This window comes from Pelosinus fermentans DSM 17108, from assembly GCF_000271485.2.
Taxonomy (GTDB): domain Bacteria; phylum Bacillota; class Negativicutes; order DSM-13327; family DSM-13327; genus Pelosinus; species Pelosinus fermentans.
The window spans coordinates 1,238,680-1,253,690 of sequence record NZ_AKVN02000001.1; the positions used below are offsets into that span (position 1 = coordinate 1,238,680).

Sequence of the window (15,011 nt, forward strand, 5' to 3'; positions counted from 1 at the left end):
ATATCCACTTAAATATACTATACGTGATGCATATCTGCCAGAGAAAATTTATCCGATAGTCAATTTAGTTTAACGTTCTTATATTCTGCAGGTATGAGCTTAGAGTGAGGTAGTCATGAAAAATAGCCTGCACTCTTAGAAAATAAGAGCGCAGGCTATTTGAATATCTTTGATTGTACTGGTTAGGGAGTAGGCAGCTTAGGGCAGCATGGACCGCCCTCAGGACCTGGTCTATGAGGAGGACGCAGTGCATCGTCTACGGCTTTGGCTTGCTCATCAGATAAGCCTGCAGCGTCCTTTAATTCTTTGGTCATGTCTGGAGGTTGATTAAACTTTTCCTTGAAGAATGTATCTCTTTCCTCAGGAGTCATGGATCTCGTTTTTTCCATTTCTGATTTGCGCTGTGTATCTTTTTCTTTGAAAAATTTAATCAGATTATCTTCTTGCTCTTGCGTGATGGTACCGTCATTTACTAATTTATCCATAGAAATTTTCATATGTTTTTCTCTGTCTTCAGGATTAGGCATTCGGTGATTCATACCTGGTCCAGGCATGAATTCTTGTTGTCTATCATGAGCAAAGGCGACTGCTCCAACTGATAATGCAAGGCATCCCAGAATCAGTCCGCTAACCAATTTTTTTGTGAAATATTGCTTCATTTGAATCTCTCCTTTATATAAGTGGCTTCCTTGAGATTAGTATGAAGGAAAAATGTTACAATTTAGTTACGGACTAGTATAGATTTCCTATATTTTTTGCTTTGGTAAGATCAAACCAAAAAACAACACCATCTTCCACATTATTTACACCATAATGATTGCCGTGTAATTCCTGGATTGCGCGGACAATGGATAGGCCTAGACCATAACCGCCGTACTCTCTGGTTCGAGCTTTGTCTACTTTATAAAAGCTCGTCCATATTTTTTCGAGGCTTTCTTCTGGAATGGGGCGTCCTGAATTATAAATAAAAACTCTGATGTGATTGTCTGCTTCTTTTACCCAGATTTTAATGGTCTTCTTAAATTCGGCATGATCAATGGCGTTAGTAAAGAGGTTGAGCAATACCTGCTCAATGCGGAGTTCATCCCCGTTTACTGCATAGGGATGGATGCTGTCCATTTCCAAAAGAATGTTTCTTTCTGCCAAAATGGTAGAGTATTTAAGGAGAATATCGTGCAGAAGCAGGGAAAGATCGAAGGTGGTTCTGCTTAATTGAAAGAACCCGGATTCAATTTGGGATAGATTTAGCAGATCTTTTACTAATTTATCCATTTTTTCTGCTTCGTCAATGATGACAGAGCAGTAATAGTTTTTACTGTCCTCATCCCGTGCCACATCTTCTCTTAAGCCTTCTGCATATCCTAAAATGAGGGAAAGGGGAGTTTTTAGTTCATGGGAGACACTGGATACAAAGTTTTTACGCATTGTATCCAGTTTTCTTTCCTTTTCTACATCTGCCATGAGCTGCTGATTTTTTTGGTTGAGCTCTGAGATGGCTGTATCCAATTGATAGGATAAGTGGTTAATGCTTTTACCTAGTTCGCCAATCTCATCGTTGTGGTTGATCGTACATTTCTGAGAAAAATCAAGCTGTGACATGCTTTGTGCAATGCGATTCAGTTCTATGATGGGCAGGGTAAATCGTTTCGCAAAGAAAAAGGCCCAAATACAGCCTGCTGCAACAGAGAGTATGCCCGTAAAAATAATAAATTGGGCTGCGACACTCACGCTTTCAGATATTAATGCCAGGGGCTGCTTTATAACCAGAATGTCATCGTTTGTCATTTTATGGCGAATTACCATAAAATCAATCCTTAAATCTTGGTCATGCTCCATTTCCAAAATGGTGCGGTTATCAATGATTTCTCTGCTTTTGATGATAGGTGGAGGACCGGGAGGAAAGCGGGGAGGTGTGGTACGAGAAAGGGCAGGATTATTAAGAGCATTGGAGATAAAGGGAGGAGGAGGGGATGGGTTAGACAGATCTTGATCCACAAGGGGACCAAAGGAACTATATTTGACCTGTCCTTCTTTGGTGAAAATAATAATGGCTGCCCCTAATGTATTGGTAATCCGCTCCAGCTCCAAAGACATTTCCTTTGGATTGCCCTGATATAAAAGGTCGAAGTTGGTACTGTTAATAATAAGAGCTTCTTTTTTTTGTGAAATATAAAATCTTTCTAAGCCAGCATGGGTAAGCCCTAAGAACATAAGTACAAAAAATAACACCAAGCCGCTTAAGATAATAAAGAGTTTTGCACGCAGTGAAACCGTCATTTTTCGGCCTCGAATCGATAACCATATCCTCTGATAGTTTGGACAAGTGCGCTTTTATCTCCTAGCTTGGTTCTCAGCCGATTGATATGAGTATCTACAGTTCGCAGATCACCAAAGTAATCATAACTCCACACTTGATTTAAGATTTGCTGTCGACTTAATGCCTTACCGCTATTCTCGGTCAAATAGGTAAGGAGTTCATATTCTTTAGGGCTTAAATCCAGGAATTGATCATTTATAGATACTTGTCTTGCTGTTGTATTAATTTCTAAGCCATCATATACGATGGCTTTTTCTCTTTCTATGCGGCGAAATAATGCGTTTACACGAGCTGTTAACACTTTAGGGCTAAAGGGCTTAGTGACATATTCATCGGCACCGATTTCAAAAGCAAAAAGCTGGTCTACTTCTTCTCCTTTAGCTGTAAGCATAATGACAGGAATATTGCTTTTCTTTCTAAGCTCTCTGCATACGGTCCAACCATCATGTTCTGGCATCATAACATCCAGAATGATCAGGTCCACCTGTTCTGCTGCCAGGAGCTCCAAGGCGACGCGTCCATTGTCAGCTTCTAGGGTGCTATAACCTTCCCGGACTAGAAAATCAGCAATCAGTTTCCTGATACGCAGTTCATCGTCAACAATTAAGATTGTTTTATTCATGAGTGTTACCTCCTTATGACTCTACGGCATTCATAGTTTTATTTTTAGCATAAAGAGTATGACGGAAGATGTCAATGAATTGCTATATTTGTATAAATTTCTGTAACAAAACTGTAACAAAATTCCTTCATAATTAAAAGAAGACTCATTTTAGCAAGTAGAAGAAGATAATGAAACTAAGAAAGTGGTGGTACGTTATGATTTGGAATAGAATAAATCACTATAAAAAATGGGTCATACTCCTGATTGTTGCAGCAGCCTTGGGCGGAGGAGGAGCCTATTACCTTAAGAAAAACAGCACTCCTGTAGTTGCAGGGACAACAGCTGTCATTGGCAGAGGTGACGTTATTGAAGCAATCTCCGCGACCGGCACTATTTCTGCAGTCAATTCGGTTGATATTAGTTCGCGAGTGACAGGGCTCATTAGCGAGTTGCGGGTACAAGAAAATGATATGGTAAAAAAAGGACAGGTGTTGGTTGTGCTGGATGATACAACGATTAAAGCACAAATTGCCCAATATCAGGCTCAGATGGAAAATTATGCGGTCATTTATGAACGCAGTCAAAAATTAGCTGCTATTGGTGCTGAACCGCAGCAGCAGCTAGATACAGACCGGACTAATTATCTTGTAGCCCAATCGACTTACAACAGTAATGCATCCCAGGTGGGATATTATGTAATAACAGCACCGATTGATGGCATGGTAATTGGTACACCAACTCCTGCAGGGCAGACCGTGGCCCAAGGGATTTCCACTCCTCAAGTTATCATGACTATCGCCGATATGTCGAAAATGCAAATCAAAGTTTTGGTAGATGAATCAGATATTGGCAGAGTGAAGATGGGGCAAGAGGTTACTTTCACTGTAGATTCTTATACAACCCAGACTTTTGCCGGAAAAGTGACACGGATTTCCCGAAGTGCGACCACTTCCTCTAATGTTGTATATTATCCCGTATATGTAGATGTGGATTCAACTGAGAGCCTCCTATATCCTACGATGACTGCTAGAGTAACGATCAAAGCCAGCGAAAGCAAAAATGTATTGGTTGCCCCCTTGGCAGCTGTTAAGGAAGATAAGGGACAAAAATATGTACAATTGATGGTAAATGGTAAAGAACAGAATGTGCCAGTCAGTATCGGACTAAGTGATGATGAAAAAGTGGAAATACGCAGTGGTTTAAATGAGGGGGATACGATCCTAGTGCCAGCAACGAAGGCGCGTACAGCTGCAACAACCACGCAAAATCAGGGGCCGCCGCCTCCCATGTAAGGAAGTCAAGGTGCTAGGCAACGTTTAACTCCATCTACAATACCTGGAAGATGGTAGTCTTAAAACGACTGATTCATTGGGTTAGAGTGAGGAGAAAATCATGACAATTACTTTAAGAAACGTAACAAAAGAATATCACATGGGTGACATTATTGTGCGTGCGTTGGCAGGGGTGAATTTGGAGATTACAGCTGGTGAATTAACTGCTATTATGGGGCCTTCGGGATCAGGGAAATCCACATTGATGAACATACTAGGATGTCTTGATATTCCCACCAGCGGATCGTATACCATAGATGGACAGGAAGTTGGAACATTAAATGATGATGAACTGGCAATTACACGCAATAAAAAGATTGGTTTTGTATTTCAAAATTTTAATCTGCTGCCTCGTATGTCTGCCTTACAAAATGTGGCTTTACCCATGGTATATGCGGGTGTAAACAAGAAAGACCGCATGGAAACTGCCGCCCGGGCTTTGTCTATGGTTGGTTTAGAGGATCGGCGGGATCATCGTCCCAATGAATTGTCAGGAGGGCAGCGGCAGCGTGTAGCCATTGCCCGGTCACTGGTGAATAATCCGGCAATTATTATGGCGGATGAGCCTACAGGTAATCTGGACACGAAGTCCGGCAATGAGATTATGGAAATCTTCTGTAACCTAAATAATCAAGGGAGAACCATCATCTTGGTTACTCATGAACCTGAAATTGCAGATTTCACCAGAAGGATACTCCATGTTCGTGATGGTGAAATTGTTCGTGATGAAACACGAGGGGAGGCAAAACAATGTTCTGGGAAAGTGTTTTAATTGCTTTTGAGGGACTAAAAGCCAATAAGCTTCGTGCAATCCTTACGATGCTGGGGATCATCATTGGTGTAGGCGCCGTTGTTGCTATGATATCCCTCGGATTAGGAGTGCAGCAAAAAGTCCAAAACTCCATTGCAGGTTTAGGCAGCAATCTTCTGATCGTTATGCCGGGAGCTAATTCACCTTCAGGAGGTGTGCGTCTGGCAGCGGGATCGAACATTACGTTAACTAAGCAAGATGCGAAAGCCATTGGTCAGCAAATTAGCGGGATCAATGCAGTAGCACCTGCTGTCAGCCAGCAGTTTCAAATTATTTATGGGAATCAAAACTGGAATACCAGTGTTCAAGGGACTACCCCCGAATTTTTGGAAATACGCAATTTTGAAGTTGCTTCGGGAACTTTTTTTAGTACAAGTGACGAAGATACTCGGGCGCGAGTTGCTGTAATTGGTGAAACGGTAGCTGCTAATTTGTTCGGGGAAATTAGTCCGGTAGGACAGACTATGCGAATTGGTCAGGCTCCCTTTCGTGTAATCGGAGTTCTGGGCAGTAAAGGGCAGTCATCCATGGGGTCTGACCAGGACGATGTGATTATTGTACCTTTAACTACCGCACAAGAACGTCTTATGGGCATATCCTATGTACATAACATTAGTATTCAGGTAGAAAGTGATGACATCATGGATAAAGTCCAGGAGGATGTTACGACCCTATTGCGGTCACGCCATCACTTGGCACAAAATACGACGGATGATTTTACCGTTCGTAATTTAACAGCACTTATGACCACGATGAAAGAGACTACAGCAACTCTTACCTTATTTCTCGGAAGTGTTGCTGCGATTTCATTGCTGGTAGGCGGCATTGGTATTATGAATATCATGCTGGTATCTGTAACGGAACGGACTCGAGAAATCGGCATACGTAAAGCATTAGGTGCAACCTATAACAATATTTTGCTGCAGTTTATTATAGAAGCCGTTGTGATTGGTGTTACAGGCGGAATATTGGGAATTCTTCTTGGCATAGCAGGGGCTCGGATAGTTTCTATGGTAGCAGGCTGGAGTACGGTGATTTCCATTGCTGCCATCATTGGGGCATTTAGTGTTTCTGTAATGATTGGTTTATTCTTTGGCATCTATCCTGCCCGCAAAGCAGCATTACTTGACCCCATAGATGCTTTGCGCTATGAGTAAGAAACAGGCAATAGAAAATGATCATAAAGACTTTTAAAGGAAGTAAGGAGAATGTTGTTATGCATATTTGGACAGGAAATCTATGGCTATATTCATTGATGATTCTTGTATCCCTGCTGGGATATTATGTTTTTCGCATTTCCCGATATATTGTACAAATTCTACTTTAAAACCAATATATTTTGATTACAAAAAAGCACTCATGCAGTATGAATAGCTGCATGAGTGTTCTTTTTTGAGGTAAAATTCCTCAGCGCTCTCTGCGCCTCTGCGGTTCAAAAAAGTAAGTTATACATATTATCTATGCAAAGTATCCTTTAATGTGCGGTATTCTTTAGCAATACGCACAGGTTTCGTCATAAAGCGAACAGGAATAGAACAAAGGAATGTTGTCAAGTCTTTATGAATTTCTTGGTTTAAACGAGAGGGTTTTGTTATAATACGCGATAATAGCAACTCACCATAGCTCTGGTAAGACGAACTTTTGAACGATTTTTCAAACCTGGTATTTTCATTTGCTAAGGCTGTATTACCAATTGGAGCGGGAGAAGAGGTGATGGTGGTTTTATGGGTCAGATTGCTTGGCAGAGGAGTTGCGGTAATCTGTTTATAAGGACCGATGGTTTTTCCACACTCTTCACAAGAGATTTGTACAATTAGTTTGTTATTGTATTCAATATCATGAACAGTCTCTTGATTACAGCGCATGCAGACTAAAACCGCTTTAAAAGACTCTTTGCACATAGTGGGACCCTCCTTATTTTCTGGGGAATTTTACTATTGAATATGTAACGAAAGATCTTTATATAAAATATGGTTTCTATGGTAGCAAGCATATGGAGTTAGTAAACAATAGTTCGATATCGTAAACAATTGTTTACGATTGAATAATAAAAAAGAAATATCGAATACAAAGATATTCTACGTTATTTTTAGTATTTCCTGTGCAGTTTCTTCATCAGTGATCAGCACATTGATAAAACCTCCGTTGAGAGCTCCTAAAATGGCCCTCACTTTATAGTGACCGCCGCTGCCTACACCAATGCGGATCGGAATAGACTGCAGCGTATTCAAAGGAGCAGCAATGAGGCGATCTTCCAAGAAAGAATGAATAAGCTTACCAGTTTTATCAAAAAACTGACCTAAGATGTTGCCTACGGCGCCCAATTCATGGAGTTGTTCCATCTCTGCATTAGTAATGCCATTGCTGACGATTAAAGAGGAGTCAAGGCTGACTTCTCCTAAGCCAAAGAGGCTTTTGGTACAACTTTGGGCTTTCGCCAAAACACTGCTGACACCTGGGTCGCTGAGCAGCGCTTTCTTGATTTTAGCAGAGCTGACAATCGCTGGTGTATTAAGCCATATCCCTGAAGCGCGCAGCTGCGTTGCAATCAGCTTGACAATTTCTTCCGGGTTTATTTTTTCACTGCTGTTTAGTCCGCCCATGAGTTGAATCACTGTTAGGTCTAAGTCTTTTTTCAGTTGTAGAGCCTTACCTACTTCATAAATCGAAGATCCCCAGGCTATGCCTAAAATATCCTGATCCTGCAGTGTTCGCTGCAGGTAATCAGCACAAGCTTTTCCAACACCTTTTAGATTTTCACTTAATGTGTTTCCAGATGGAATCACAATAACCTCTTCTAGCCCAAAACGAGCTTTTAAAGCATATTCCGTATCAAAGCAGGTACGAAAATGGTCTGCTATTTTTATTTCTACAATTCCAAGTTCTTTGGCTTTTGCTAAATGACGTGTGATGGTAGGTCGTGAGCAGCCTAATTTACTGGCAATATTGTCTTGGGTTAGGCCTTGGACATAGTATAGCCATGCAATTTTGGCTATAAATGTGGTTTCGTTATCGTAAATAGACATTATTCACCTCAAAAAATTGACAAAAAGTGAAATCACTTTTTTCATATAGATGGTACAAGGAAATCGTTACATTAAGACTATTCGAATAACCAACCGCCTTATAGTGTCTAAATTATACTATGTTCCATTTCTACTGTAAAGTAGGCTGGAAGGGATTCTAGTGCAGTAAAGAAGTAAGGCAGATCGATAGTAATGCAGCAAATAAAGCTATTTTTATTATTGACAGAATGAAAAAATTGAATTACTATAAAATTAAGAAAAATTACAAAAGTTAAAACGCTGAACAGATGTTTGGAAAGTTTCATTGCTGCAATTTTTAGGTCAGCAATCGGTGGTGAATAATTCTTTATAAGTTATATTCATCTATTTTTTTAGCCATGCATGAACATTCGTTCTTTAATATGAACGAATGTTCATGCATCATAATCATTTAGAATAGCAGTAAAGGAGTGGTTGATATAGAAGGATTCTTTCAATCTATCGTAATGACTAAGTATATAGGAGGAATTGACAATGACATTAAGTAAAGAAACGTTAATAAGCTGGTATAAGAAAATGCTGCATACTCGGTTTTTTGAAGCCCAGGTTGATGCATTTTTTGCAAAAGGTATGATTCATGGTACGACTCATCTGTCAATTGGTCAGGAAGCTTTCGCTATTGGTTCTACTGCTGCGCTGCATGCAGATGATTTAATTACCAGTACCCATCGGGGACATGGGGAATGCATCGGTAAAGATGCAGACTTAAATCGTATGATGGCTGAATTGATGGGAAAATCCAACGGTTATTGCAAAGGGAAGGGTGGCTCTATGCATATTGCCGATTTAGAAAAAGGTAATTTAGGTGCCAATGGCGTAGTTGGCGGCGGCTTTGCCATTGCTGTAGGCGCTGCTCTTACACAGCAGATGAAAAAAACTGGAAAAGTAGTTCTGTGCTTCTTTGGTGATGGAGCCAGCAATGAAGGCTCTTTTCATGAAGCCTTGAATTTAGCGTCTATTTGGAAGCTGCCTGTGGTATTTATGTGTACTAACAATCATTATGGTATGTCTATGTCGGTTGCAAGAAGTACAGCAGTTGCCAATATAGCGGATCGGGCTGCTTCTTATGAGATGCCTGGTATTACTGTAGACGGTAATGATCCTATAAAAGTATACGAAGCAACCTTGGCAGCAGTAGAACGTGCCAGAAGTGGTGAAGGTCCCTCTATTGTAGAAGGAATCACGTATCGATGGCTGGGGCATTCCAAGAGTGATGCCAATCGGTATCGGACAAAAGAAGAAATTGAAGCCTGGAAAGATCGATGCCCCATTAAAGCCTTTGAAAAATATCTGATTAAAAACAATGTAATCTCGCAGCAAGAATCAGATGAAATTACGGCTGGTGCGAAAGACGATATCGCCCGTGCGGTAGAATTTGCTCAACAGGGATCTTACCCTGGTATTGAAACCTTAGAGGAAGATGTATACGCATAATGTTGTAAAGGAGTAGTGAATGACTATGGCATTGATAACCTATAAAGAGGCTGTAAGGCAAGCCATGCAAGAAGAAATGCGCCGGGATGAAAATGTATTTTTACTAGGTGAAGATGTAGGGGTATATGGCGGCGCTTTTGGCGTATCCTTGGGTATGCTTGAGGAATTTGGCGAAGAAAGAGTACGGGACACACCCATTTCTGAAGGCGTTATTGCAGGTGCTGCGGCAGGTGCTGCTGTGACAGGTCTGCGTCCCATCGCGGAAATTATGTTTAGTGATTTTATTACAATTGCTATGGATTCCTTAGTCAATCAGGCTGCTAAAATGCGCTATATGTTTGGCGGCAAAGCAAAGGTTCCTATGGTGCTAAGAATGCCGGGCGGTTCGGGAACAGGTGCGGCAGCTCAGCATTCTCAGAGCTTAGAGGCCTGGCTTGTTCATGTACCGGGTTTAAAGGTAGTTATGCCTTCCACTCCTTATGATGTGAAAGGTTTATTAAAAACAGCGATTCGTGATGACAATCCTGTTGTATTTATTGAGACAAAAACGGTTTACAACAAAAAAGGAGAAGTACCGGAAGAGGATTATGTCATTCCCTTTGGAGTAGCAGATGTAAAACGAGTCGGCAGGGATGTTACTGTACTTGCTACAGGCGTAATGGTTCACCGATCATTAGAAGCTGCAGAAATCTTAGCGAAAGAGGGCATTGATGTAGAAGTAATCGATCCTCGTACTCTGGTGCCATTTGACAAAGAAACACTGGTAAAATCAGTAATTAAGACCGGTAAGCTGATCATTGTGCATGAAGCCTGCAAACGAGGCGGTTTCGGCGGTGAAGTGGCAGCTGAAGTGATGGAAAGTGAAGCTTTTGATTATTTGGATGCACCGATAAAACGTGTTGCAGGAAAAAACATTCCGATCCCTTATTGTATGGAACTGGAGAAGAGTGCTGTGCCTCAGGTCGATGACATCGTAAACGCAGTCAGGGAAATTGTATAAGCAGGAGGAATATAGGATGGCAACAGAACTGTTAATGCCAAAGCTCGGGATGACCATGGAAGAAGGTACCATTGTTACCTGGTTCAAAAAGGTCGGAGAGTCGGTTGCGGAAGGCGAAATATTGCTGGAGATATTGACTGATAAGGTAAATATGGAGGTCGAGGCTCCTGCTGCAGGGCAAGTGCTGGCTATAATCGCAGCAGAGGGTGATATTGTTGAGGTTAATAAACCTATTGCTTATATTGGTCAGCCGGGAGAAAAGGTAGAGAGCCATGCTGCTGAGGCTCGAAAGACTGAAGAACAGCATACAGCGCAAGTGGCAGCAACAACTCCTGCTCCTGTGCAAAGCGCAGAAGGAATTGGCGGTAAAGTCAAAGCCAGCCCGGCAGCAAAGCGTATAGCCCGTGAAGAAGAGATTGATTTACGGGCCGTTCCCCCAAGCGGTCCTGGCGGGAGAATTATTGCAGTAGACGTTACGAATTATAAAGCCAGTCCCCTGGCGCAAAAAATTGCCCAGGATAAAGGTGTGGATCTGGCGGAAGTTACAGGTACTGGCATTGGCGGCAAGATCGTGAAAGCAGATGTTGAGAATGCTGTGACAAAACTAGGGTCAAAAACCAAAGGAGTTCGCAAGCCGTTAGCAGGAATGCGTAAAGTCATCGCCGATCATATGGCAGATGCATGGGCAGCGCCTCATGTTACTCATAATATGGAAGTGGATATGTCAGGTATGGTAGAACTGCGTAAAAAGCTTATACCAGGTATTGAAAAACGCATCGGTGTAAAGCCTTCTTATAATGATCTTATTATTAAAGTCGTCGCCAAAGCATTACGGGAATACCAGCAAGTGATTAATGCCAGGCTGCATTCGGATGGTTTGGAAATTTGTGATGAAGTGAATGTAGGTATGGCAGTGGCCTTGCCAAATGGTTTAGTAGTGCCAGTCATAAAAAATGCAGACACTCTCAGTATTGAGGAAATTACAAAGCGGGCAAAAGAATTGGCGACGCAGGCAAAAGAGGGAAAATTACTGCCGGACGAAATGTCAGGGGGGACTTTTACCGTAACCAACCTAGGCATGTATGGCATCGATACATTTTCGCCCATTGTAAATGCTCCGGAAGTTTGTATTCTTGGGGTTGGACAATTGCAGGATAAAGTAGTTGCCAAGGCTGGAGAAATGATCATTCAGCCGCGAATGTCCCTATCTCTTTCTTTTGATCATCGGGCAGTAGATGGAGCCCAAGCGGCAGAATTTTTAAGAAGAATAAAAGAACTGCTAGAGGATTATTTACAACTTATCTAAGATAGATATGAGTCTCTTTTAAGGAGGAAAACCGATGAACTATCAGGTTGTAGTACTAGGGGGAGGTCCAGGCGGTTATGTAGCCGCCATTAAAGCTGCTCAATGCGGACTAAAAGTGGCATTGGTGGAAAAAGATTCTCTAGGGGGAACATGTCTGAATCGGGGATGCATTCCTACCAAGGCTTTGCTTAGAAGTGCAGAAGTCTATGAAACCATGAATAAGGCAAAAGAATTTGGTATTGAAGCTTCCCCTGTCAGCGTGGATGCAAAGAGAATTTTTGCTCGCAAGGATGGTATTGTAAAACAGCTGGTTAATGGCGTAAGGGGTTTAATTCAAGCAAATAAAATCGATTTATATAGAGGAAGCGGTAAGGTGATTACCCCTCACCAAGTGGAAGTTAATGAAAAATCAGGAACTACAACGATTACAACCGAGAAACTAATCTTGGCTACGGGATCAAAGCCTTTTGTTCCAGCGATTCCCGGATTTGATCTTCCGGGGGTCATAACCAGTGATGAGGCTTTAGATTTAGGAGCTATTCCAAAATCCATGGTGATTATTGGCGGCGGCGTTATTGGCTTGGAATTTGCTTATTTAATGCAGACCTTTGGCTGCAAGGTGACCATCATTGAGATGATGCCTGCTCTTTTACCAATGGCAGACAAAGAAGCAGTAGAAGTGCTCGTAAGCTCTTTGGAAAAATTGGGAGTGACCTTCTTTACCAATGCCAAAGTGAGCAAGATCGCAAAGGCAGAAGCTGCTTTAGCCGTTGAGTACCAGATTGATACTATAACGTATAGGGTAGAAGGGGAAAAAGTGCTGGTTTCAACTGGGCGGGCAGCCAGCGTTGCAGGAATTGAAAGTCTGCATTTGCACGAGAAAAAGGGTATCCCGGTGAATGCACAAATGGAAACCAGTATTCCAGACGTTTTTGCGATCGGAGATGTAGTAGGGGGTATTCAACTGGCACATGTGGCTTCTGCTCAAGGGATTGTTGCAGCGCAAAACGCAGCGGGAATAAATTCTTCCTATCATGATGATGCCATTCCTTCTTGCATTTATACGAATCCGGAAGTTGCTTGGGTTGGTATGAATGAACAGGCAGCCAAAGAAAAATATGGCAGGATAAAAGTGGGAAAATTTCCATTTCAAGCGAGTGGCAAGGCCATGGCTTACGGAGAAACAAATGGCTTTGTAAAAATAATTTGTGAGGAACAATATGGTGAAATCCTGGGAGTGCATATTGTTGGACCTCATGCAACCGATCTGATTTCGGAAGGCGTATTGGCAAAATCCATGGAAGCTACCCTGGAAGAACTGGCCCATGTGATTCATCCTCACCCTACCCTGTCAGAAGCCATTATGGAGGCCGCTCACGTGACAATGGGCCAAGGCATACACTTTATGGCAAAGTAGCTGTAACTAACCCTTTGTGTACTTTGCGTCTTTGTGGTTCGATTCGTTTTATATGTTTTAAAGGATATATCAATTTTTCTTAAATGCTAGAATTTGATGTGGTCTAGGAGGTGGAGTTGTGATTGTATTAAATTGGGGACTTACTCCCTATCAGCATGGCTGGGAATTTCAGAAATCATTTGTCAAAGGGCGGCGCCAGGGGCAGATCAATGAAGATGCATTGCTATTGCTGGAGCATCCCCCCGTAATCACTCTAGGGCGCAAAGGAGAAAGGGCCAATATTCTCGCAAGTGATGCTGTACTTGCAGCCAAAGACTGCGAAGTCTGCCAGGTGGATCGGGGCGGGGATGTTACTTTTCATGGTCCGGGTCAGTTAGTAGGCTATCCCCTGCTGGACCTGCGTCATTATGGTCAGGATGTTCATGATTATGTGGAAAAGCTGGAAGAAGTCGTAATTCGCACCTTGAGAGATTATGGAATTGAAGCGGTCAGAGATAAGGAATATACAGGTGTGTGGGTAGGCAGGGAAAAGATCTGCGCCATTGGCATTGGTATGAAAAGCTGGCTGAGCTATCATGGTTTTGCTCTTAATATTGACGTTGACTTATCTTATTTCCAATTGATTACACCTTGCGGGATTACAGGGCGAGGCGTAACCAGCATGGCGAAGATATTGGGAAAAGCACCCCAAATGCAGACCGTACGAGAAACAGTAACCACCCACTTTATGGCCGTATTTGGTATTAAACATTGGGAGCTGGCAGAAGGACACTGGTTAGGAGAAACAGTAAAACCAGCTTGGCTGAAGGGGCATGTGTCAGGAAATAGCAGTGTCCAGGAGATGCATGGAATGTTGGATGAATTCTCTTTGACCACGGTATGTTCTGGGGCTCATTGTCCTAATATTGGTGAGTGTTATGCGTCGAGGACAGCTACATTTATGATATTAGGGAGTCAATGCACAAGGCGTTGCCGGTTTTGCGCTGTTCCTAAAGGTGTTGTGCAGCCTGTAGATCAGGATGAACCCCAGCGTGTCGCTCAGATGGTGAAGAAGTTGGGGCTTAACTATGTAGTGATTACCTCCGTTACACGTGATGATCTTGCTGATGGAGGAGCTGTCCATTTTTCACATACCATACAAAGAATCCGTGAGCTTTCCCCAGAAACCTTAATTGAAGTTTTGATTCCGGATTTCCAAGGTGAAGAAAGTGCCTTAGACATCATTATTGCTGCTCAGCCGGAAGTAATCAATCACAACGTGGAAACCACCCCCGCCCTATACTCTCGTGTACGTCCTCAAGCCAATTATCAGCGGTCTTTAGATGTGCTGCAATACGTCAAGAAAAGTGCTCCTCAGATCGTAACCAAGTCAGGAATTATGGTTGGTCTGGGAGAATCACCAGCTCAGGTTGCAGCTACGTTGGCTGACTTGCGCAGTGTAGGTTGTGATAGCTTGACAGTAGGACAATATCTGGCTCCTTCCCCAGAGCATATTCCCGTTGCAGAATATATAGTACCGGAACAGTTTCAATCATACCGGCAATTAGCAAAAAAGCTTGGTTTTTCTCATGCTGCCTGTGGCCCGTTGGTACGTTCTTCCTACCATGCCGCAGAAGGATTTTCTCCGAAAATAAGTCTTTCCTCTTAATACAATTGAGTGGATCATTTACTAGAGAAACAGTTTTAAAACTCATATGTAATGTCGCTATCAAAATCCTATTGCCGG

General features: G+C 42.3%; 13 protein-coding genes. 8 read left to right on the forward strand and 5 right to left on the reverse strand.

Annotation, left to right across the window (positions count from 1 at the left end; all coding sequences use genetic code 11):
• Window positions 1-182 precede the first annotated feature (182 nt).
• The 3 genes from FR7_RS05430 to FR7_RS05440 all read right to left on the reverse strand — a co-directional run bounded on the left by FR7_RS05430 (window position 183) and on the right by FR7_RS05440 (window position 2,939).
• The gene (locus FR7_RS05430; protein ID WP_007931593.1) at window positions 183-659 is read right to left on the reverse strand and encodes a hypothetical protein; all 477 of its coding nucleotides are present in this window, start codon (window positions 657-659) and stop codon (window positions 183-185) included.
• A 73-nt stretch (window positions 660-732) separates the two neighbouring features.
• Window positions 733-2,277: a sensor histidine kinase gene (locus tag FR7_RS05435; RefSeq protein WP_007931592.1), complete on the reverse strand. Its 1,545-nt coding sequence runs from the start codon at window positions 2,275-2,277 to the stop codon at window positions 733-735.
• Entirely contained in the window at window positions 2,274-2,939 is a 666-nt protein-coding gene (locus FR7_RS05440; protein WP_007931591.1) for a response regulator transcription factor, read from the reverse strand. Before FR7_RS05440 ends, FR7_RS05435 begins: the two co-directional genes overlap by 4 nt.
• 197 nt (window positions 2,940-3,136) lie before the next feature.
• Between FR7_RS05440 and FR7_RS05445 the strand changes: the two genes are divergently transcribed.
• From FR7_RS05445 to FR7_RS05455, 3 genes are all read left to right on the forward strand, one after another.
• Window positions 3,137-4,213: an efflux RND transporter periplasmic adaptor subunit gene (locus tag FR7_RS05445; RefSeq protein ID WP_007931590.1), complete on the forward strand. Its 1,077-nt coding sequence runs from the start codon at window positions 3,137-3,139 to the stop codon at window positions 4,211-4,213.
• Between the two features lie 100 nt (window positions 4,214-4,313).
• Entirely contained in the window at window positions 4,314-5,024 is a 711-nt protein-coding gene (locus FR7_RS05450) for an ABC transporter ATP-binding protein (protein WP_007931589.1), read from the forward strand.
• A complete protein-coding gene (locus tag FR7_RS05455) occupies window positions 5,003-6,220 on the forward strand; it encodes an ABC transporter permease (RefSeq protein WP_007931588.1) in 1,218 nt (405 codons plus the stop codon). The genes FR7_RS05450 and FR7_RS05455 overlap by 22 nt, the downstream gene beginning before the upstream one ends.
• A gap of 297 nt (window positions 6,221-6,517) precedes the next feature.
• Here the strand turns inward: FR7_RS05455 and FR7_RS05460 are convergent, their stop codons facing one another.
• Window positions 6,518-6,964, reverse strand: a complete 447-nt coding sequence (locus FR7_RS05460) for a hypothetical protein (RefSeq protein ID WP_007931587.1) — start codon at window positions 6,962-6,964, stop codon at window positions 6,518-6,520.
• A gap of 177 nt (window positions 6,965-7,141) precedes the next feature.
• Window positions 7,142-8,089: a sugar-binding transcriptional regulator gene (locus tag FR7_RS05465; protein ID WP_007931586.1), complete on the reverse strand. Its 948-nt coding sequence runs from the start codon at window positions 8,087-8,089 to the stop codon at window positions 7,142-7,144.
• 513 nt (window positions 8,090-8,602) lie between these two features.
• On the opposite strand from FR7_RS05465, the gene FR7_RS05470 reads away from it, so the two are divergent.
• The 5 genes from FR7_RS05470 to lipA all read left to right on the forward strand — a co-directional run bounded on the left by FR7_RS05470 (window position 8,603) and on the right by lipA (window position 14,933).
• On the forward strand, window positions 8,603-9,562 hold the full coding sequence (locus FR7_RS05470) for a thiamine pyrophosphate-dependent dehydrogenase E1 component subunit alpha (RefSeq protein WP_007931584.1): 960 nt from the start codon (window positions 8,603-8,605) through the stop codon (window positions 9,560-9,562).
• A gap of 19 nt (window positions 9,563-9,581) precedes the next feature.
• A complete protein-coding gene (locus tag FR7_RS05475; protein ID WP_007931582.1) occupies window positions 9,582-10,562 on the forward strand; it encodes an alpha-ketoacid dehydrogenase subunit beta in 981 nt (326 codons plus the stop codon).
• Window positions 10,563-10,578: 16 nt separating this feature from the next.
• Complete coding sequence (locus FR7_RS05480; RefSeq protein WP_007931581.1) at window positions 10,579-11,868, forward strand: dihydrolipoamide acetyltransferase family protein; 1,290 nt, start codon at window positions 10,579-10,581, stop codon at window positions 11,866-11,868.
• A gap of 34 nt (window positions 11,869-11,902) precedes the next feature.
• On the forward strand, window positions 11,903-13,285 hold the full coding sequence (lpdA, locus tag FR7_RS05485; protein WP_007931579.1) for a dihydrolipoyl dehydrogenase: 1,383 nt from the start codon (window positions 11,903-11,905) through the stop codon (window positions 13,283-13,285).
• A gap of 118 nt (window positions 13,286-13,403) precedes the next feature.
• On the forward strand, window positions 13,404-14,933 hold the full coding sequence (gene lipA / locus FR7_RS05490; protein ID WP_007931578.1) for a lipoyl synthase: 1,530 nt from the start codon (window positions 13,404-13,406) through the stop codon (window positions 14,931-14,933).
• The last annotated feature ends 78 nt before the right edge of the window (window positions 14,934-15,011 follow it).

Excerpts from the sequence above, each read along its gene's own strand:
- FR7_RS05430 (WP_007931593.1), bottom strand. The coding sequence starts at position 659 with ATGAAGCAATATTTCACAAAAAAATTGGTTAGCGGACTGATTCTGGGA.
- FR7_RS05435 (WP_007931592.1), bottom strand. The coding sequence starts at position 2,277 with ATGACGGTTTCACTGCGTGCAAAACTCTTTATTATCTTAAGCGGCTTG.
- FR7_RS05440 (WP_007931591.1), bottom strand. The coding sequence starts at position 2,939 with ATGAATAAAACAATCTTAATTGTTGACGATGAACTGCGTATCAGGAAA.
- FR7_RS05445 (WP_007931590.1), top strand. The coding sequence starts at position 3,137 with ATGATTTGGAATAGAATAAATCACTATAAAAAATGGGTCATACTCCTG.
- FR7_RS05450 (WP_007931589.1), top strand. The coding sequence starts at position 4,314 with ATGACAATTACTTTAAGAAACGTAACAAAAGAATATCACATGGGTGAC.
- FR7_RS05455 (WP_007931588.1), top strand. The coding sequence starts at position 5,003 with ATGTTCTGGGAAAGTGTTTTAATTGCTTTTGAGGGACTAAAAGCCAAT.
- FR7_RS05460 (WP_007931587.1), bottom strand. The coding sequence starts at position 6,964 with ATGTGCAAAGAGTCTTTTAAAGCGGTTTTAGTCTGCATGCGCTGTAAT.
- FR7_RS05465 (WP_007931586.1), bottom strand. The coding sequence starts at position 8,089 with ATGTCTATTTACGATAACGAAACCACATTTATAGCCAAAATTGCATGG.
- FR7_RS05470 (WP_007931584.1), top strand. The coding sequence starts at position 8,603 with ATGACATTAAGTAAAGAAACGTTAATAAGCTGGTATAAGAAAATGCTG.
- FR7_RS05475 (WP_007931582.1), top strand. The coding sequence starts at position 9,582 with ATGACTATGGCATTGATAACCTATAAAGAGGCTGTAAGGCAAGCCATG.
- FR7_RS05480 (WP_007931581.1), top strand. The coding sequence starts at position 10,579 with ATGGCAACAGAACTGTTAATGCCAAAGCTCGGGATGACCATGGAAGAA.
- lpdA (WP_007931579.1), top strand. The coding sequence starts at position 11,903 with ATGAACTATCAGGTTGTAGTACTAGGGGGAGGTCCAGGCGGTTATGTA.